Source organism: Fibrobacter sp. (assembly GCF_017545445.1).
In the GTDB taxonomy this organism is placed as follows: domain Bacteria; phylum Fibrobacterota; class Fibrobacteria; order Fibrobacterales; family Fibrobacteraceae; genus Fibrobacter.
In genome coordinates, this window is record NZ_JAFWOM010000043.1 from 1 (window position 1) to 21,440 (window position 21,440).

Here is a 21,440-nt window from a genome sequence, read left to right on the forward strand (position 1 = left end):
ATCCTCTTTCAAGCCCTTTCTTGATAACGGCTTTTGAGCCACAATAAAAGCATTTTTTTTGTCATATAACAAAAATATCCCTCAAAGCCTGTAGCCATAAGGGATAGAAACGATTTTAGGTCTCCAAATGACACTTAAGCCTTTTAATGTAAAGAATCGAACGTTGCCTTGTAAACCTTGTTGCCGTCGGGCATGAAGGTCGGTATTTCGACTGAAACTACACCTAAAAGATTCGCTGCGAACATATAAGGAGCGATTACATTATGCGTGGGTTTTTCCCATTCGGGCAGTGCGTAATAAAGATCGAATGTCTCGCCCTTTGCTTTGCTTGCCGTCATGAAACCGAACAAAGCGTGTTCAAAGCTGTGTAATGATGTTTTCCAGTTGTGGGCTTTAGGATAACGAATTATGGGTTCGTTCGTTGCCCCGTCGACATAATGCCAAATTTCGCCATTTTCTTTGTCCACCATGTAATTGAACCAGTATTTGTGGGTATTGTTCAGATATTCATAGTATGAAGGATCGTGGATGGCGAGAATTTCTGCGGCTTGGTCGAGTTCTGCAAGAATCCACCATTCCTTGTCCTTGTCAAGTTCATTGTCTTTGACAAATCGTCTTGCCCATGAACCGTTTTCTTTCAAATAGGCGTGCTTTAAAATCTTGTCGATTTTTTGTCTTGCAAATTGGATGTAGAACGGGTCACCGAGCAATTCGCCAACTTTCAAAATGACCCAGAATGTCTTGACGGAATGGCCAAAATCGGTATGGTCTGTACCAAGCTGCATGGAATGGGCATCGCTGTCAACGCCCCAGAAGAATTCATAGCGTTCGCTGTAGAACTGCGTGATGAGAATGTCCACGATTTTCTTCATGTCTTGCTTCCACTGCGACTTGAACGGTTCGGGCAGTGTTGGCGTGAGCATGAGCATATAGGCGTAAAGCTGGTCGAGTTGAGCCACAATTTGGACTTCGGAATCTTTCAGATAGCGAGGTTTCCATGTCAAGTAGCCCTTTGCGTCATCCATATAGACGTTGAAAATAAAATCTTTCAACTGAATTATACGGTACAGGACTGTTTTGTCTCGTGTCAAGAAGTAATACATTCCGAGACCCGTCAGACCGTAGGCCAAGTCTTGGCTTGTTCTCGCTTTATAATCCTTGTCGAATTCACCGCCGTTAATACCTTTGGTCACATGCATCCCGTAGTTGCCGTCGAATGCTTGCATCAGTGCCAAAGCTCCCTTGCGGCATACTTCAAGGTAATGCTTGTTTCCTGTCATGTGGAATGCAATCCCGAAAGCGTAGGTGAGGCGGGAATGCGCTCTCATATAAATATTTTGCGGATCGACTAATCCGTTTGTATCAGTTGCTTTTTTGTCTGTAGCGGCCTTAAATTCAGGTGGCCAATCCTTAGGATCTTCAGGAAGAAGGTGGCCTTCATTTGTAATGTAGGTCCGGAAAAATCCATCATCGGCATTTGTGATTTCGGGTTTGTCCCAGAACTTCATCAAATCATGAACAACATGATTTTTCCATGTTTCTGGCGAAATTGCGTTTTTGAGCAATTCGTCAACATTGAATCCTTTTTCACTTATTTTCATTATTGTTTACCTCGTATGTTTCGATTATTTTGTTGCAATAAATGTCCAAGTCTGCGGCAGACCTTCCAGTGACCAAGTCTCTGTCTGCATAAACGTGCGATTCGTCAGGAACAAATTCTGCTCCTGCGTTCAATACGTCCGAAAGTACGACAGTGTGGCATATCACTTTACGCCCTTTCAAAAGTTCTGGACATGGAGTCATAAACCATAGCGCATGGCAAAGAAACCCTTTGACAATCGCTGGGTTCATCATAGCGCTAGCCATAAATCTGACGGCGGACGGTGAGCGAATTTCTTCAGGACTTCCAAGATTTCCCATGGGTGGAATTTCGCGCAGACGACAGGCAACGTAATTTGCGGCGCACAGTACAATGGCGTAATCATTGGGATTTGCGTCGACAACGTCTTTGCAAACGGTCAACGTTTCTGGCATTTTACCAGGTTCCGTTACGTCGCTGACGATAACTCTTTCGCCTTGTCCCCAAAGATACGTCAGCAGTTCAACTTCTGCTCCCAATTCACCGAAAAAGGATTGGTATTTTCTTATTTCGTCAGGAATGTATTCTGTTTCAACTAGAACAGCAATTTTTTTCCCTGCGAGTATATGCTTCTCAGGTATCACGAGCTCCCCTTGTGATTTTTGTAAATAAAGAATTTTATTTTGTATGTCGTAAATATATTCTATTCAAAGTAATAATTACAACGTATAAATATAACAACAACTTATAAATTTAGTTTCATGTAAACAAAATATTTTCAATTTAGGGCGTTAATTGTGATTTTTCATCGACTGTTAATCAGATTGTTGTGATTGGAATCACCTCTTGTTGCAATGATGACTATGCTAATTGCGGTAAGTGCTTGCATCTATATATGAACTTTTCTGTCCGCTGTGTGCGAAAAAATTGCAAAATAATCTCCCATATAGACATAATTTTATTGCATTTTTTCCCTACATTAAATAAAAAAGCTATATTCATGGCATGATTTGTCCATTTTGCAAAAGTGATAACGATAAGGTGGTCGATAGCCGCGTGAGTGGCTCATCAATTCGTCGTCGTAGGGAATGCTGTAATTGCGGTCGCCGTTTTACGACCCGTGAGTACGTCGAATTGCAACCGCTGACCGTAATCAAGCGTAGCGGAGAACGTGAACCGTTCCAACGCGAAAAGCTTTTGCGTGGTATTATGAACTCTTGCAAAAAGCGTCCGGTGTCCATAGACGATATTGAACAGCTTGCAACACGCGTTGAGAATTCGTTGCAGATGTCGGAAGGTTTTGAAGTGGGTTACGATCAAATTGGCAATCTTGTCATGCAAGAACTCAAAAAACTCGATGCTGTTGCTTACGTCCGCTTTGCTTCTATTTACCGCGAATTTAAAGAAGTGGGCGAGTTCGTCGATCAAATCAAGACATTGGACAAGTAGAGCGGCGCAGAGCGCCTTTGGGGTTTGGGCTATGAGGACGCTTGCTATGCAAGCTTTGTGGTATGGGCAAAAGTAAAAAGAAACGCATCTGCAAAGAAATCTGTGTAAGAAAATTTTCGGATCACTTTGACAGGCTTTGTGCATTGCAATTTTTTGATGACAACGCAAGCTTTGATACCCCAAAGCGAAGCGACCTCAAAGCGCTTTAGCGCGACCTCATACCTCATAGCTGCGGTTTCATATGATTTATAAATACGCTGATCTTTTAAATTCTGCATTTTCCAAGCGTTCTTCGCTGTTTTCTGTCACAGACGCTTATCGCGTTGTAAACGGTGTAGCCGATGGCTTTCCAGGGCTTACGATTGATAAGTTTGGCGACCGTTACCAGATGCAGTTTTTTGGACCGGAGCTTTTGCAAAGTCGTCGTAAAATTGTCGAAGCTGTTGTTGAATGCTTCAATCCCATTTGCGTTGTCGTGAAGGAACGCCTTTCTAGTGCAGGGCGTTCGCTTGAAAATGCTCCGATGGATGTTGTAATCGGTTCGCGCGATGATGCTGTGGGCATTGTGCATGAAGGTCTTGCTAAGTTCCATGTGGATCTGATGGATACGATTAATCCGGGACTGTTCCTTGATATGCGGCATGTCCGTCTCGAAGTTGAAGAACGCTTCCGTGCGATGTCTGACTCGTCTTTGTCTGCAATTTCTGCATCCTCGACGCCTCTCGAAACTCCAAATGCTTCTCCGGCGAATTGCGAAACTGCGAATACTGGCTTTCGTTTTTTGAATTTGTTCAGTTATACGTGCAGCTTCTCGGTGCATGCTCGATTGGGGGGCGCTGCTGTGGCTACAAACGCCGATATCAGCGGGAAAATTCTTGACAAGGGTCGTGAAAATTATGCGCTGAACGGCCTCGATTTGCGACCGGGAGAATTTTTCCGTGGCAACGCCATCGAGTATGTGCGTTGGGCTAAAAAGAAGGGACTCCGCTTTGATGGTATTGTGCTCGATCCGCCGAGTTTTGCGCGTTTCAAGGGCTTTAACTTCAATGTGCGTGAACACTTGATGCCGTTAGTCGCCGAATGTGCGGAACTCCTGAATCCGCATGGATTCTTTATGGTGAGTTCCAATTACAGTGAATTTAACTTGTCCGCTTTTTCGCGTGATGTCCTCGCCGCTGTTGCTTCTATTCATTCGCAAGCGAAAACATCATGGAAAAAATCTCAGGATATAGACTTTGTCGGTAGCGGCTTGACTAAGGATTCTTGCTTAGTTGCGACGATGGTTGAGGTTTGACTCTCGGCTATGGGGTATGGGCTCGGTCGCCTGCAGCTCCCTCTGGGGGATGGGCTATTGTAATAAGAAGTGCTCAAAGCCTTGCAGAGCAAAGCGACCTCAAACCCCATCGTCACTGGATCCTTCGCGTAGCTCAGGATGACGCTTCCAATAGCCTACAGCCTCTGTCCACTAATCACTAACCGCTGCCTACTGCCTACTCTTCTCCGCCATCAATGGCTATTTTTAGCTCTTTTAGCTTGCGCCACAGCGTTGCACGGCTGATTCCGAGTCGCTTGCAGACTTCCGTCTTGTTTCCCTTGCACACACTCAAGGCATGCAGAATATGCCTACGTTCCATCTCTTCCAGCGAGAGAATTTCTTCTTCGACGACTTCCGTATTGATTGGCGTTGTATTGTTCGTTAAATACTTTGTCGGGTTATGTGACAATAGCCCGGCGTTGTCCGTCTTGCCTGTAATGGGGACAAATTGTATAGGCTTTCCGATAGGATTGTCGATGGACTTTTCCGCTTCCTCGGCTTCATCATCGTTGTTTCGTGTGAAAGTTTCTGAAACAACGTTGTTCTGAACAAAATCATCGTTTGTTGCATTCTCGTTGTAGCCATTCAAGTGCGGTATTGCGACCGTTTTTTCACGGGCTTCTTCTTGAACATGCTCGGGCAAGTCTTCGAGTTTGATGATCCCGCCTTCCGAAAGCACTATGGCGTGCTCCATGATGTTTTCGAGTTCGCGGATGTTGCCGGGGTAGGGGTATTTTGACAATGCGTAAAGAGCTGCCGGTTCGAGGTCGTGGATCTCTTTGCCCTGTGCTTCTTTATTCTTTAAAATAAAGTAACGAATTAGATTGGGGATGACCGGTTTGCGTTCCCTGAGCGGAGGCAATTGCAAGTGGAATGTATTCAAACGGTAGTAAAGGTCTTCGCGGAACCGGCCCTCGTGCATGGCTTTTTGCAAATCGCGGTTTGTGGCTGCGATAATGCGGATGTCGAGGTAGCGGGCTTCGGTTTCGCCCACACGCCTAATTTCATGACTTTGCAGAAAACGTAAAAGCTTGACTTGCGTTGCCAGTGAAAGTTCGCCCACTTCGTCTAAGAACAACGTTCCGCCGTTTGCGGATTCGAACAAACCTTTCTTGTCGGCGGTCGAACCTGTGTAAGAACCCTTCTTGCTGCCGAAGAGTTCGCTTTCCACAAGGTTTTCGGGGATGGCGCCGCAGTTGACTGGCACAAACGGTTCGCTTGCGCGCTTGCTGTAGCGGTGAACGACATTCGCCAAAAACTCCTTGCCTGAGCCAGACTCGCCGGTTATAAGCAAACTGCTATTGGTCGGTGCGACTTTATATACAGTTTTTAAAATCTTCCGCATCTCGGGCGTGTCGCCGAGAAGGCTATCCAACACTTGGGATTCCATGAGTTGTGTGTTGGATTTGTTCTGTTGTTGTGCCTGAGTTTTACGTGCTGTATTTTCGAGAAGCGACAATGTAATGGGCTTCTTCAAAAAACTGCTTGCACCACGCGTGATTGCGCTAGCTGCTCCCTGCCAGTTGCGATCATCGCATAGTACAAATATTTCGATACCGGGTTGACGTTCCTTGAGGTAGCTGATCATGTCCATGTTGTCGAGCATCAAAAAAGGAACCTCGATAAACGCAAGGTCTATCGACGTCTTTTTTACTAAAGGCATCAAGGTCTTTTCGTCGGAGCAGACATAGAGGTTCGTTCCGGCAACCGACCAGTTGCGCTGTAGCTCATCGACAAATTTCCGATCAAAATCAGCGATCAGGATATTCATCTTACGCGATTACGTATGGCTCTTGATAATCTCGTCAACCTTGGTTCGCAACTGCTGGAGATCCAGCGGTTTGCTGAATATAGCTGCAACATCGAAATGCTGGGCCGTTGCCAAATAGTCTTCGGCAGAGGTACGTCCACCACCGCTAATCGCTATGATGCGGTCGCTTAATCCCATGCGGCGCAAATCAAGAATTACTTCAAAGCCGTCACCCTCCGGCATAATGATATCCGTGATAATAATATCGTACGTATTCTTCTGATAGAGCGACTTTGCTTTCTTACCATTGCATGCAGTATCGACAGAGTAACCTTTCAATTCCAGGGCGGACTTCAACATGAGGTTCAACTGAGCGTCATCGTCAATAATGAGTATTGTAGACATTAAGCCTCCATTTTCTCGTTTCTTATAGGCCAATATAGATAAAAAATAGTTCCTTCGCCTAAAGTTGTTTGTACAGTATAGCCTGCATTGCCTTCTTTTAGCAGTCTAAGGGCCGAAGAAAGGCCTAAACCAAGGCCTTCACCGGGTGCTTTTGTTGTAAAGAACGGTGAGAATATGCGTTCGAGCGTTGCTGTATCCATTCCGGTACCCGTATCTTCGACTGTGATTTTGGCATAAATGCCTGCATCGATTTGCGGGGCGTATGGAGTGATGAGAGGCTCTTTGAGTTCTTCTTTATCGAGCGATATCGTAAGCGTTCCGCCATTTTCCTTCATGGCGAATATGGCGTTGTTTGCAAGGTTGCTGATGATTCGGTCTAGGGCAGCTACGCTTCCTTCAATGCGGATGTCCTTGTCTAGGTTGCCTACTTTGACCTTGACGTTGGGTGGAAGCGTAATCCAGAGCTTCTTGACCACGTCGTCGATAATCATGTATGGTGCAAAATTGGTTGTGACTTCACTTTCGGACGTCTTGCCTCGTAAGGTCTGTAGAAGTTCTTTCAAGGATTCCTGTCCGCGGGTCGCAGCCTTTCTTGCTTCTTGAATGAACATTCTCGCTTGGTTGTCCGGAGGGAGCACTTCGAGTGCTAAATCGCAGAATCCAATTTGGGAATTGAGAATGTTGTTGTAATCGTGGGCGAAACCTCCGCATATGGTCCCCAGTTCTTCGAGTCTCGAATGGATGTGTTTTTGCTCCTGCAACATGTCACGTTCTTTTTCAAGTTGCTTTTCTTTGGTGATGTCGAACTTGATCCCTATTATTTTATATGGTTTGTGCGGGGCCATAATGGGGATGAACATGTTTTCGAAAATTAAAATATCTTTTGCTTGACCCTTGCGGACGGCCATGTTATAGTCGTCTTGTTTCAGAATTTCGATATTATCTTCGTCTTCGTTGTTAGATTTGTTAATTCGTTCGTAAGAAATGAAACTTTGCGGTTCTCCGTTGTTGCGGGCTAGGAGCTCTTGCGGTAGAATTTTGTTGTCGGGTTCGGATGTCTGTAATAGGTTTCCACGTTCCTTGATATCGTTTTGGTTTTGCGTCATGAACACGCCTTGTTCGTTCTTGGACCAAAAACGGAAGGGTAGTGTGCTGATTAGGGTATCCAAAAAGAACTTGCTTTCATCGACTTTCTTTTTCCAGATGTTGAGTCGTTCTTGGTAACGAATTTGGTCAAGTTGGTATTCCTTGAACTGCTCATTACGACTTTTGATAATTTGTTGGTAATGCAACGTGTTTGATACATCGCAAAAAAACAAGGCGTTATAGTTTGTTGTCAACGATTGACGTATCTGGAATACCGTGGCGTTGATAATATGATCTTCATTGTCTATATTGATTTTGATTTTATTGTAGGCTGCCTCACGAATGGGATCCGTAATTTGTGGAAATATGGATGTAATCTTTTTATTGTAAATGTGTTCTTGTGTCGTGTGCAAAATGCTGAGTGCAGCCGAGTTTGCCAAAATGATATTGCCTTTGGTGTTGTAATACAGCAGACCGTCAGTCATCTTTTCTTTGAGTTTGTCTAGAAACCACGAGGCGCTTTTATTCTTGAACGAAACGGATGTAAAGTATTGTCCCGAAAGGGTTGCTAGGAACACCGATATGAATTGTGACCACTTAAGAAATTGATCGTAATCATTGAATTTTGTTGCAATGGGAATGATAAAGTCAAAGAAAACTGTAATCATTGAAAAAAAGGTGAATGAACTCAGCATGTATATGCCAACTTGCCGAGGAAGCGTCGAATCGCTAGACTGCACAATGTTGCGGAGAATAATGTAGCCTGTAACGATGATATTCGGAATGACGAAAATGCCAAATATCAGCATGTATAAATGAAATACAGGTCTTTCTACAAATGGGGTGAATCCCAAAATATTGATGTTCGCAATATAAGAAGGATCTTTGATGAATAAAAATGTTGCGATGATGACGGATGATGTTCCGAGAATATTCATGAGCTTCCATCCGTTTTTTCGTTTTATCTTTAGACTGTTTTCTGCAGTATGCTGTATGGCATTTCCGACTTGAACCCAAGCAATCGCAGAAATGCCAAAAACAATCATCCTTGTGGTGTAGGCTTTAGTTCCTGCTTCGAAGTCGCTGCCGCTGAAAAAAATGTTGCCGATCAAACAGCTTGCTTGCCAAAAAATGTTGATAATCACTAATTGGTGAATGGTTTTGGGAAGCTGTTTGACGGACGTTTTTTGCCCAAGCATGATGGGAAAATAGCATACGAGAATTAACGCAATGACTGAAAGCGCAATGACGTAGGGTGAGTTCGTAAAAAGGCTCTCTTGCATATTTTCCCATTTACTTGGATTTTGTTACTTTGTTCTCTTAATGCCGAAGGTCTTTGTTTTTTCAAACGAAGACTTTGTTGAGAAGTTTGCGGAAATTTTCGCATCGTTCTTGACTTCGGGGTTATTCATATTAGGCTCGAATTTGGCGCTGACTTGGGCCTTGTAGATATATGCACCTGTGCCTACAGCTCGGTCTTTCTGGGTACGTATGCCAGACGGAGCCTTGTTCGCCCATTCGATAATGAATTCAACCTGATTGTTGGGGGACAGGTATTGCTTCGGATTGACTTCAAAAGACTTGTTGAATCTATTGACGAAACTGCCCAAGTTGGAATAAATGGGGATGTTGAACTTGACGAGAAGTTTTTCCCAGGCGCATTCATCTCCAAGCGAAGCTCCACGAGGAACAACCAGATTTACGTCAAAGATTGCCCCGCCGATATCGGTAGAGTCTATGCCCTGCTGCGTGACTTGACCATTCTGGATGAGATCGTATTTGCCGCTGGATGGATTCTTGACATAGAAACGCATAGATTCTTTGGCATCCACTTTAGTGCGCGCTCCAGAGTTGGCGTCGGTTATCGTTTCACGTAAATCCAAAGAGTACTTGATTTTGGGTGCTCCTGTTCCGTTGACCAAAATCCATGGAACCTCATTTTCAGGATAGTTCCCGTTAGCATCCTTGAATACGCTGGTCATTGCAGAACCCATTCGCACAAAGTCGCCTTCCATGACGGTTCCCGCGCGTTCGCCCATGTAAAGAATTGTCAGCACGGAGTTGCTTTGTGAATAACTCCATATTGTAAATTCGTTGGCGAAAGCATTGGACTGCTTGTCGGCTCGCTTTTGTCTGTAGTATTGCTGTGCAGAATCGGCGACAACGATGGGCTCGCTTACAGTGATGTTCAGAACGTCCGCGGTCGATGTCTGGTTTATCATAGCAGATACATATACCGGTCCGACTTTGTCTTCTGCGAGAACGGAATTTGTTTCGATTGCCGCCCCTGTTCCAAGGTATTGCGTGACCTTACCTGCATGAGAGAGTATCTTTCCGCCTGGAAGCATGCCTTCGAAATTTCCGGCTGTATTGCCGAATTGGAACGGCTTTGCAAGGTCCAGAGAGAGGTTCGCTCCGTTAAAGACGAGCTTGCTCTTTTCGACCATAAGCGTTTCGGGATGCGCGGTACCGAAGATGATTTCCAAGGTGTCAGGAATATGCTTTTCATCGGGGGCGCGATCGAAGGTTACATCGATATGGCTTGCATAACCGTTTTGGAATTTGTCTGTAATGACCGCGTAGTTCATCGGAATAGGCAGAATCTTGAGGAGAATTTCAACTTTTTCAGGTGTGCAGATACCGGCGATTCCGTTCCCGTTCAAATCGGTGATTATTCCGGCGGGATCCAGCTGTCCCCACATCCCCGCGCTAACAAGCGATGCTCTGCTTGCGTCAAATGCAAGCTCGAAATCCCAAATGTTCTTCGCTTCGTTGTAGAGTTTGGCTGAAAGGACCGTCGGCGTTGCTGTTTTGGTCGTCTTGTCTGTACCGTAGAGAACGAGCGGGAAATTCGTACCCGGTGCAGAAATCGGTTCGCTGAATTGCAGATAAAGGTGGTCTGTCGTAGAGGTATCTAGACGTTCGAGGACTGTTGCTGAAAGAAGTGCTGGTGGCATGCCATCGGAATAAGAGTCGTCAATCGACTTGACTTGTCCTTGAATATTGCTGGTTAGCGTAATCTTTCCGCTGGCGTTTGTCACGATTTCTTTTGGAACGTCAATGTTTACGACGAGAGAACGACCGTTAAGCGATTTGACCGAACTCGATGTATAGGTTTGGTTTTCGTAGGTAAACGAGATAGAGGTGAACGTCTGGTTCTCCAAGTATTCCGATGAAAGCTGGATATCCATGGCATCAGGAATATGGTCGCAGTCCAAATCGACAATTTTTGCAACATCGATGATCGGCCATGGCGGCAGTTCCAAGATGTTCAACTGTGCAGTAGCCGGCGTGTAGGCGTATTCCTTGTCGCTGATGTGCGTTGCGGAAATAGCGGTCTCTACGGCGACCTTGGAACTGACGTAAATCGTAGCAACGCCGTTATAGAGCGTCACGGATGTTACAGGAATTGTTGCCGTCGGATCGGTGTAGAAGAGCACGTTCGGATCGTTTGTGAGGAGATCGACGTTTAAGTTCTTTTCGTCTTTAATAAGATCCAGGTTACTGTCGAGAAGTGAAATTTCGACTTCGATGAACTTGTCCTTATAGCCTTCGATTTCAATTTTGTCGAAGACGAGGTAACGCTTTTCGGGTGGAATGGTGATGCTGTCGATTTCGACGTTGCTACGGACGTAGGCGCAAGCGCAGTCATACTTGTTTTCGCTCTTCTGGTTTGCGTTTCTATTGTGCCAGCTGACCCATTCTATATAGTTGTTGCCGTAAGCGAGTATGGTATCCTGTTTCCCGAAAGAAATCGCATCGGTGCGCTTGGGGTTCAGGTATTCAAACGGGTAAGGATTGCTGTTCATTTCTACAGCATCGAGGAGACCAGTCGGCGTAACCTTACTTGTGGCCGAGTAAGTCGTGAGCGTGTCCTCCTTTTCGACGGAGTAGTATGGTGTCACGAACGGGCTAGTGAAGTTGATTTCTACGTTGCGGTTGACTTGTGGACCCGTTTCCGGCGTATCGTCCGGAGCGTAGCCGTAAATGTGCTTGCCGTGGTAATAGACGGGGACGTAGGGGTCGCGCACCATGGCGACAACTTTTTCTCCGCGAGAGTTCCTTTCGAGTTGTGCGGTCTCGGAACCGGTATAGTACGGGGCCTGCGTGAGGTCGATGCCTTCGAACTGTTCTTGGGCTTCGTCTCCTGTATGGGCGATAAGCGACCAACCGTCATTGAAGCTTGCGTATGTGGCGCTCAGCCACTTAATCTGGAAGATGATTCGGCCAGAAACATAGAGCTTGTCATTGACTGTTATGGGGAGGTAGTATTGCCCGGCCTTGTCTTGTGTTTGCGGTCCGAAGGTGACTAGAGGCTTGCTTGGATCGACACGAGGGACGACAAGACCGGTTCCGCCGAATACTTGTCCGATGTAGCTTACAGGAGTTTCAAGGCTTGCGTCTGCGCCGAGGTAAAGACGAAGTTCGAAGTCCTGGAAATCGGTCGTGTCATTGTTGTCGATTTCGACGATAAAGTCGCCGCAGTTCTTCCAGTTGTTGCCGGAACATTTGGATGTGTTCTGGTAGGCGCTTGGCTTGATGTAGATGTCCAGGTCCGCGTAAGCCGCATGGGATTCCGTCGTGAACGAATATTCGTCAGAGGTTGTCGTACCCGAAGAAACTTTGAAGTAGTAAGTCGTGCCGGCTTCAAGTCCAGTGAGGATGGCTTCGTGGAAGAGCACTGCGCCACCGCTTGCTGCGGCTGTTTGCGTGTAGTTGCCTTTTCCCTTGCCAAAGTTGACGATGCCGTTCAAACGGTCGGTACTCCACCAGTAAATCTTTGCGCTGCGGTGATCGACTTGGCAAATTGTGACTCCCTTGATTTGTGTGCCAATCGGAGTCATGGTGAACTGGTACCAATAACCATGGTTGTCATCCGTGGTGAGGTTTCTCTTGGTGTCCATGCCTTCGAGGAAGAAATAGTAGGTTTGCCCCGGTGTGAGGCCCGTAAGCGTTACGGAACCGCCCTTGGATGCCTTTTCCTGCTGTACGGATTTGGCCGTATTCGCATTTGTTGTTTCGTCGTAGAACACGGTCACGAGTGCGACTTCGTTTGCATCCCAGCTTATAATCGCTTCTGTATCTGAAATCGGAGTTCCGACGATATTGCTGAAGATCGGGCCTTCGTTATCAGGCGGGAGCGTTTCTGCAAGGCTTTGTGCCGGGAAGAGGAATTGTGCGGAGAAGTCGATGCATGTTTCGGTAGAGGTATATTTGCTCCAGTCTTCGATAAGCGTCTTTTCGGGATCGCGTCCGCCCATGAGTGCGCCTTTCGGGCATTTGTACTGGTAGGGCATGCCGCCTGCGTTGTAGCCGTCGGGGTTTGCGGAACGGTTATGCGGGTGCTGAGGGTTCTTGTCGCCGGCACCCATCAAGAGGGATATATCCCATGGGTTTGCGCCAAGGGCGTAGTACATGTTGTCCAGTGCAACTCTCAAGTAGCGTTCGTCTTTCGTGAGTTCGTACATCAAGAAGATGGAAACGGCGGTGCCCAAGTTGTAGCGGATAACGCCCCAGTCAAAGCTGGTCCATACGAGGTTGTAAGGGGTAATGACCTTGAGGTCCGTCGGTCCTTCATGCGGGTCGCCCGTGCCGACGCCCGGATTTACGAGAACGGTGGAGTCGCCTTGGTTCGTGGCGTCGTTCAGGATTTTGCGGAACGTGGCCATGGTGCGCATTGAGAGTGAGTCGCGTTCAATTTCGGTAAGGCCGTATTCAGCGGCTATTGCGGCGTCTTTCAATATCAAGTTCTGGAAGGCGAACAACACGTAGGTGTGGATGTTCTGGTAGTCTGTTGCCCAGCCACCGGGCGAAAATCCGCTTTCGTTGCCGAGGAATCCTGCCCTGAAGTAGTCCAAGTTGAATCGATAATTGGTGGGATTGTTGAAAATCTTTGTGTTCTTGTAAAGGTCGTAGCGGTAAGTGGTGTCTTTGGTGGCATACCACAAAGCGAGAGCTGCCGCTGCACCGTCGTCATAACGAGGGCCGCCGCCGGTGTAGAATCCCGGGAAGTCCGTCGTTTTTCCAGATTCGTTGCCGTTGCCGTAGTCAAAAAGCGGCATCATCACGTTTTTGTAAATGTCTTTGGCGGCTTCGAGTAACGTATCCGCATAGGCTGCATCATAGACGCGGTAGCCTGTGGCCACGTTGGCGAGTGCCGCGACGAACATGCCGGAGGTATTTGCGCCGATGCCTGTGAGTACTACGCGGTCTGGGCCACCTTTGGATTCGGGCTGGGCATCTTGGCGTTCCGGCAAATCCCAGAACTGGTGGTCTTTTTCGTCAACGCCTACGGAGTGGTACATGTCATTCTTTGCTATCAAGCCGTTTGCTTTGGATGCCTTGTAGAGCTTGAGAATAAAGTCTGCACCAATTTTTGCTTCGTAGAGAATGTCAGGGATGCCGTCCGTAAAGACTGTGTCCGCGTAAGAATGTCCATAGCGGTCTTCAGCCTTGTCGGGGTAGGTGAGATAAACCATCGAAAGCACATAGGCCGTATAACCCAATGTTTCGGACACCTTGAAATGGTCACCGCAGTCATGCCAACCGCCGGTCAGGTCGTGGCCGATTTTGGAACCGTCTTTCAAATGGCAGGGCTTGTGGAAGTGAGAATCCGTGTTGCCGCAGCGCTGGATGCCAAAGAACTGTAACGAGTTTTCGAGAATGGCATTGTAAATGGAGGGGTGCACATGGAAGGTTGCCGAAGTATCGTTTCCGACGACGAGGAAGTATTCGCCTGTTGTCGAAAGTGTCGTGAAATCGGCGCGGTACAGGTCCTCTTTTTGCGTACTGATAGAATCCTGCTTGCCGAACTCATAGACGCTTTCCAAGGAATTGAAGGATCCGTTAATCCAAATGTTGGGCTTTGTGGCTCCCTTCTTGATGAGCGTGAGGTTTCCGCCACCCGGCACTTCCTTTCCGCTATTGGCGTCGATGACCTTGAACGTTTTCTCTTTCGGGTCTGCCACGTAAGCGTACTTGTAGTCCTGCGGCCTGAATCCGCTTTGGTTCATGCGTATAGGACGCCTGTTATAGACATTCAGGGAGTCGAGGTAGCGACGGTTGCAGCTGGTACACGTCCTGTCGATATTGGGAAGTGTTTCGCGACTTGCCGCAATAGAGGTGTCAATGCTCAATAAGGTTAATAATGAAATGACGCTAATCAGTTTCTTCATATGTTGTTCCTCCTAAAAAAGTAGCCCCCTGAACGTTTAAGTTCAGGTGGCTACGCATTCATAATTATTTTCTTCTCTTGAAGCCAAGAGTCTTGGTCTTGCTGTCGTTTGCCTTTTCGACTTTTTCACCGACGGCCTTACAAGATGCCTTGTAGTCGTTACTTGCTTCGTCAAATGTTGTGGCGCAGAAGGATTCTGCCTTGAAGTCAAACTTGGCGATGTAAGCTCCGGTTCCAATCTTGTTGCCTTTCTTTGCGACTGGGGCTTCGTTGTCCTTGGCGGCCCATTCCAAATTGAGTTTGAGCGAACCGTTATCTACAAGGTGGCGCATGGCGGCGAATTTTTCCTTAGGAATTTCAGTCTTGTACGTATTGACGTACTGCCCAAGATTGTCATAGAGATCCATGACAATTTTCAAGCTGTAATCGTACATGTACATGCCACTATGAGTCATGAAACTTGCGGATGGCATCGAAATTTCGATTTCGAAGTTCGGGCCAGAACCGAAGTACGTGGCGGAGTCTGCCTGGCCAAGGATTGTTCCGTCCTTGCCAATGAAGGTGTGCTTGCCACCGATAACTGCCGTGGTTACGAAATCGTCGTTGTTCGTTGTTTCTGGGCGTCCAAAGTAGGCGCCTGTTTTCGGTGTTGAAACCGGTTCCGAAATCTTGGTGGTAAAGCGGACGTTATCGTCTCCAGTCACGCGGACATAGGGGTTGCCACTTGTCGGGGCATTGTTGTTTTTGTCTATATACGCAGAACCAAGAGAATTCGGGACAAGGCGGATGCGGTCTCCGGCATGGACTACGTTTTCTTTACCATTATAGATAAAGAGCTGGGACTTGCCTGGATTCTGCGGCTTCTCAGGCGGAATGTATGTGTCTCGTTCGCGCTGGATGAACGAACCTGTTTCGAGAATTGAAAGATGTTCGGACATGTTGACGGTGAGAATATTCCTGATGACTCGTGCAGAACTGATAACCGGAGGGCATTTGTCGTACAATGTGAATGTCGATTCGAAGAATCCGTTCGCCATACCCTTGAGCGGGGAGACTGTTCCGTTTCCGTCCTTTTCACCACTCGTGGAACCATAAGGATAGGCTAGACTTGGCGGAATGGTGATTTCGATGATACTATATGTATTGACGGTATCAATTGTGGTGACGGAGTCTTTTTGAATGGTGTATGGAGCGGAGTTCGTATCGCGGATGGACCAGTATGTTTCTTTGGGTGTGATGATTCCGCCTGTCGTATCGGCTGTGGTGATGAACGAACGTGCAATGCCCGGATTTCCCCAGACGGTCACGATACTGTCGAACAAGTCTTTCGGCTTGAGCTTGCGTTCAAACACGATATAAACTCTATCGGGGATGCCGTCGCCTTCTATGTCAATCATGTCTGCATGATAGATTGGAACTGGGCGGGAGATGAGTGTTATAGGTACGGTCGGCTTGCATCCTTGCGGATTGATTTGGTTCAAACTGTAGTCAGTGATGGATAGGTTGCCGGCAGATCTTGCACTTGCCTGTGCTCCGACCGGTACAAGCTTCTTGTCTGTGTTTCCGCTGATGATGTACTGCCAGCTCTTGCCGTTGTTTGTTGTGGTTGCGTTTCCGACAACTGCCGGCATGCCTGGAGCGCCAGCCACAGAGAGAGGCCATTCGCTCATGGACGAGAGAATGACGGGTTCAGAGTATGCTATCATGACAGTATCGAGTCCGCTATCATCGTCGTCAGCTCTTTCGAGAATCGATACGCTTTCGAGAGTGGGGAGGATGCCGTCCGTGATCTTCATGGATTCAGCATTTACAGATACGTTCGTTGCGGCATTGTCCGTGACGTAAGTTGTTGCCTTGCCGGATGGGCTCGGGTTTGTCGGAATGAGGCTTGTGTCAATCGCTATGAGAACTTCGTCCTTGTCCGCATATTTGGTCGCGTCAAGCGAAAGCTTCACTGAATCAGCCATGCCTTCGATGAAGTACTTGATGCTGTCTAGCATATAGCCATCGGCGAGCTTGTTTGTAAACGAAATTCTCAGTTGGTCGGCCTTGCCGTCGCAGTCGCTATCTTCTGCAAGTATCTTTTGCGGAGACGGCACCTTGGATATCGCGAAGAAGGACTGCTTGGAAATGTCGTCTTCATCATCCGGGTCCGTATAGATGACTTGGATGGTGTCGCCTGCGAAGAACGAAATTTCTGAGGTTTGGTCTCTCGTTTCCTTGGATTTGTTCACAGCCTTGAACGGTCCACCGGTAAAGTGTCCGGGGTTTGCAGGGTCTGCGCTCAAGGTGACTGTGAGAGCATCGTTCTTTTTGTTGTTGAGAATCTGGATTTCGATAGACTGAGTATTTTTCTTGACTTTGTCCTTGTCCATCAAGTCGATATAGAACACGGTTCCTTCGGGTTCGGCTGGGCTTACGACTGGGTTGCCCTTGTCATCCTTGAGGACGAGCGTCGATGCAGTGGCATCGCCCTTCGAGAAGTTGATGTAGTAGTTTCTGTTGACGAATGCGCATCCGCCGGTTTCGGAACAAGCTTCACAAGAGGGGTTCGGTCCGGCAAAGATGGTGATATCGACCTTCTTGCTGCCGAGCGTCATCTTGACCGGAATATCGAGATCCCACATGTCCGACGGAATATCGTACTTGGCGATAATATGGGTGCCGGATTCGTCCAAAATCCATTTGTCATTGCCTTCGGAGAATACCATGCCGCTAATCTTTACACCGTTGGCCCAGACCTTCGTGATGTAGCCGCCTTCGGTAATATGGGCCTTGCCGGTCACGTGGACGGTGCTGTTCGGTTGGTCAATGTCGATATGGGAACCGTTGGAAACATGGAACGGAGGATCAAAGGTCACGTCCATCTGGTAGTTCGCTCTCTTGGTTTCCATTTCGCTCTTGGAGGGGCTGAATCCCCAAATAAATTCGTTTTTACGATAAACGACAATGAAGGGGTTTACCGGGACTTCGTTGTCAAGGTCCCCGTAGTCCTTGTCTTCTGCGGGCATACCGTCATAGTCTGCGCCATCGACTAGGAATTTGTGCGGAGCCCAGGACCAGTCTCCCGTAGTCTTGTCCATGTGCTTTTTAGCTGGCTGGCGAAGAGTTTCGCATGTCTTGTAGCCGTCGTTAGAAAGGCCCGACGAATAAGTCAAGTCAACACGCAAACGGGACTGGGACTTGATGATTGAAGAACCCAGCGGCACTGGGAAGTAGTAAGAATACTTGCCCGTAGCCGGATCGTAGGTGTCGTCCAGACGGACCGGCAATGCGGAACGCATCAAGTCGCGGAGCTCGCGGTCGTTTTCGCAGGGCTTGTTGAAGCCTGCTTCGTCGTAAGCTTGGCAAATATCGGAGTCTATCAACGTGGCGCACTTTTCCACTTCTTCGGGCAATGCGCTGAAGTACATACGAAGCGTAAGGCTGTCGAATGCACGTGCTTCGTTGTTGTAGATGTTGAGGTTCAAAAATTCCGTTCCGCCAAATTCATACTGGTAGGCGCGCACGCTAAAGTCGTACCACGTGACTGGAGTTGTGAACTTGAGCAAGTTGCCGTTGTCATCAACCGTGGATTGAGCTCCGTTGCTTTCGACCATGAAGTAATAAGTAGTTTGTTCCTTAAGTCCGCCAATCTTTACATAGTGGAATTGCGTCGGGATGCCGGAAACATCGGCGTTGCCGCTACCGCTGTTGTATGCAAATTCTGCGGCGTTGGAGTGCGGTTTGGTGTCCCAATAAATCTTGGACTCGTATTCGCCGTTCGGGGTGTACCACATGATTTCTGCGCTGTCGGCACTGACATTACAGACGGTGACGTTTGCGATGTTTGCGTTTTCGACGATGCTGAGTGTCGTGAACGTGAACGGAGTCATCGTGCTGTCAACAAGGTACTTGTCCTTGGTATTTTCTGGCTTGTAGGCGTTTGCGCCAGTGGCGTAGAAGTAATAGGTTGTGCCCGGCTTCAGGTCGCGGAGTATGATTTCGTGCTGAACACCAGCTTCGGTGCTTGCTGCTTTCGAGGTGTACTGGCCTTCGGTCGTGCCGTAGGAGATGGTGGCTGTGCCACGCTGCGTGAGCTTGACCATCACGATAGCAGAGTCCATGCTCACATGGCGGATTTCTACGCTGACGTCCGGGGCGAGCGTCTTATCGACTTTCTGGGACGCGATCATGCTTGCGCTGACCAAGATTGCCGCAGCGTCAATACAGGTTTCTGACTTATGATAGTCTTCCCAGCTCTTATTGTCGGGAATCCAAGAGTTGGTGAGGCCCGGGGTCACGCCGCCAAAGAGTGCTCCGGTCGGCGGTCTGTACTTGTAGTTCGCGCCCGGCATGTTTTTGCCTTCGGGGTTTGCGGCACGGTGGTGCGGGTGGGCGTCGTTCTTGTCTCCCACGCCCAAGATGAACGAAACGTCCCACGGGTTCACGCCCAGCATGTAGTTGAGCTGGTTGATGGCCATTTGCTTGACTTTTTCAGAATTCCAGGAGAGAACGCCTACGCCGTTGGGCAAATCGACGTTTTCAAGATCCTTGGTGACATCTGCATAGGCGAGCATTTCGAAAATGTTGCCGGCTTGATAGCGGTTGTAAATCCAGTCCTGGTCCGTTTGCATGTTGTACCAGAGGTTGCCGAAGGAAACGGTTGTATTCGGGTTCCATTTGTTCAATGTGGGGACTGTAATAGACTCTGTGCCGTTGCCGCTGAGGTAGGTCAAGTTTGTGCCAAGGTTCAAAGCGACCTTTCCGGCATAATCCAGACGCTTTTCGCTAGAAATGCCGTATTTGGCAGCTGTCTCGTCATCCTTGAGCAATAATTTGTAGAAGGCGTACAGTGCGTAAGTGTATCCGTTTGCCCAGCTGGTGTTCTTGCTGCTCTTGCGCATGCCGTCTCGGGTGTAGGCCATCCATCCGCCGCGGAAAAATCCGTAATCGGATTCTTGATCAGTACCTATAGTCTTGTCTTCCACGGCATCGTTCAAATAGCTCATGTCGTGAGAATCTTCGTAAGTGGCGTAGTGGAGCGCGATTGCTGCAAGAGAAAGGTCGTCTTGTGCTTCGTTGTTGCCGTTGTAAGCTTCACTATCGAATTTGAAGGACTTGTGGTTCTTGAACGTCTTGCCTCCGTCGTAGGAGCCTTTCCCGAGCATAAGGTTCTTTGCAAAGTCGTACATCTTCTTTGCCACCATAAGGCAGCTATCGGCGAAAGCGTCGTATTTACCTCCGAACTCCTTGCCCTTGTACATTTTACTGAGGATGGCAAGGCCGGCTGCCGTTTCGCCACCTACTGTAGAGCCAACTTCACCAAGACGGACGGCTCGTGATGCCGGACCGCCACGGTCTGTTGCTGCGGCCGAATTGTCAACGGGTAGCTTGTCCTGGTTTTCGGGGCGGCCCCACCAACCGTGGTCAGTGCCGAACGTACCCACAGAAAGAGCCATGTCGTCAATAACGCCCTTTGCGCGGATGAAGGAGCGGAGAACGAAATCGGCGCCATGCTTTGCTTCACGGAGCATGTCGTCAACACCATCGGTATTGACGGTTTCGCCTTGGTTGAACGCGTAGTGGTCTTCGTCAGCGTCCGGGTTCGTCGCTGCCATGACCGCAGATACCATGAAGGCGTACATTTGGGTTAAGGATTCCTTCAGGTGGTCGCCGCAGTCGTAGTAACCGCCTTGCAGAGTCCCTGCTAACGAGGCATTGTAGCTGCCTCTTGCACCGTCGCTTGTTGCCGGGTTGATAACGATTCCGCCTGCACCGTCTAAGGTGTGGCTTGCCGGATGGAACCAGGAATCGCCATAACCGCTGCGGTTGATGCCGTAGAACTTTAGGGCGGCGTCCTTCACCATGGAATAGACCCTGTCGGAGATGATGAAGGTGCTGGAAATATCGTTACCCACTTTGATACGGAGACGTGTTTCCGTCGGGACTCCTTGCGGAATGTTACCGACCATGACCTTGCCGGACTGCCCCGTGATATCGACCTGATAACGTTTCTGGTCGTTTGTGGCAGCGTTGGTACCTGCGATAATCGTCCAGTTCGAAGAAATGGAGTGGCTGGTCGGCGTGAACGCGCCGGTGACTGCCGGGTCTAAAGATTTGCCATTGACATCGACAACTTCGAAGGTCGATGCGTTTCCGACGTAATAGAATTGACGTTCCTTGTCTTTTTCAAGGTAGCCCGCCTGGTTCACGCGAATAGGAGACATGCGGTAGTTGATAGCGTCCAAGTACGCCTGGTTCAGAGTATCGGGAATCAATGCGTTCGGAGCGTATGATGCCGGAGTCAAATTTTTCGGCAGCATATTCTTCTTCTTGGTGACCGAGGTATCAAAATGTTTGAATACGGTAGAGTCCCAAGTGAGTGGGTACGTCGGTCGAATCAAGTCATAAGGAGTCGGTTGTTCCTGCTGTGCTGACGTTAACCCGACGGCGGCGCACAATGCAAACAGATACTTCTTAATAGACACGGTGTCTCCTTTATATATGTAAAAATCGGGCAAAACATGTCTTGCCCTCTAATTATACTTTCAAAAGCTAAAATAGATTATTTCTTTAAAAATGTTTTGGAATAAATGCTTTTTTTGTTCTCAAATTATGCTCTATTATTGTGATTATTTCTTGCCATGTATTATATATATGGTGAAAAATTTACAATGTCAGGAAATATAGGCCTGATGGA

At 47.9% G+C, this 21,440-nt stretch carries 9 protein-coding genes; 2 read left to right on the forward strand and 7 right to left on the reverse strand.

Translation table 11 applies throughout. From position 1 onward, the window contains the following. Positions 1-143 precede the first annotated feature (143 nt). Together IKG78_RS05060 and IKG78_RS05065 are read right to left on the reverse strand one after the other, a co-directional pair. Positions 144-1,601 carry an AGE family epimerase/isomerase gene (locus IKG78_RS05060; RefSeq protein ID WP_290940290.1) on the reverse strand — a complete coding sequence of 486 codons (1,458 nt, stop codon included), beginning with the start codon at positions 1,599-1,601 and terminating at the stop codon, positions 144-146. Further along, positions 1,588-2,223: a DJ-1/PfpI family protein gene (locus IKG78_RS05065; protein WP_290940293.1), complete on the reverse strand. Its 636-nt coding sequence runs from the start codon at positions 2,221-2,223 to the stop codon at positions 1,588-1,590. Before IKG78_RS05065 ends, IKG78_RS05060 begins: the two co-directional genes overlap by 14 nt. 361 nt (positions 2,224-2,584) lie before the next feature. Between IKG78_RS05065 and nrdR the strand changes: the two genes are divergently transcribed. Together nrdR and IKG78_RS05075 are read left to right on the forward strand one after the other, a co-directional pair. After that, positions 2,585-3,028 carry a transcriptional regulator NrdR gene (nrdR, locus tag IKG78_RS05070; protein ID WP_290940296.1) on the forward strand — a complete coding sequence of 148 codons (444 nt, stop codon included), beginning with the start codon at positions 2,585-2,587 and terminating at the stop codon, positions 3,026-3,028. Between the two features lie 241 nt (positions 3,029-3,269). Further along, the gene (locus IKG78_RS05075) at positions 3,270-4,322 is read left to right on the forward strand and encodes a class I SAM-dependent methyltransferase (RefSeq protein WP_290940299.1); all 1,053 of its coding nucleotides are present in this window, start codon (positions 3,270-3,272) and stop codon (positions 4,320-4,322) included. A gap of 196 nt (positions 4,323-4,518) precedes the next feature. Here the strand turns inward: IKG78_RS05075 and IKG78_RS05080 are convergent, their stop codons facing one another. The 5 genes from IKG78_RS05080 to IKG78_RS05100 all read right to left on the reverse strand — a co-directional run bounded on the left by IKG78_RS05080 (position 4,519) and on the right by IKG78_RS05100 (position 21,228). Then, the gene (locus tag IKG78_RS05080; protein WP_290940302.1) at positions 4,519-6,114 is read right to left on the reverse strand and encodes a sigma-54 dependent transcriptional regulator; all 1,596 of its coding nucleotides are present in this window, start codon (positions 6,112-6,114) and stop codon (positions 4,519-4,521) included. Positions 6,115-6,123: 9 nt separating this feature from the next. Beyond that, on the reverse strand, positions 6,124-6,498 hold the full coding sequence (locus IKG78_RS05085) for a response regulator (RefSeq protein WP_290940305.1): 375 nt from the start codon (positions 6,496-6,498) through the stop codon (positions 6,124-6,126). Beyond that, positions 6,498-8,696: an ATP-binding protein gene (locus IKG78_RS05090; protein ID WP_290940308.1), complete on the reverse strand. Its 2,199-nt coding sequence runs from the start codon at positions 8,694-8,696 to the stop codon at positions 6,498-6,500. The genes IKG78_RS05085 and IKG78_RS05090 overlap by 1 nt, the downstream gene beginning before the upstream one ends. A gap of 195 nt (positions 8,697-8,891) precedes the next feature. Next, the gene (locus IKG78_RS05095) at positions 8,892-14,759 is read right to left on the reverse strand and encodes a glycoside hydrolase family 9 protein (RefSeq protein WP_290940311.1); all 5,868 of its coding nucleotides are present in this window, start codon (positions 14,757-14,759) and stop codon (positions 8,892-8,894) included. 64 nt (positions 14,760-14,823) lie between these two features. Then, a complete protein-coding gene (locus IKG78_RS05100; protein ID WP_290940314.1) occupies positions 14,824-21,228 on the reverse strand; it encodes a glycoside hydrolase family 9 protein in 6,405 nt (2,134 codons plus the stop codon). Between the last annotated feature and the right edge of the window lie 212 nt (positions 21,229-21,440).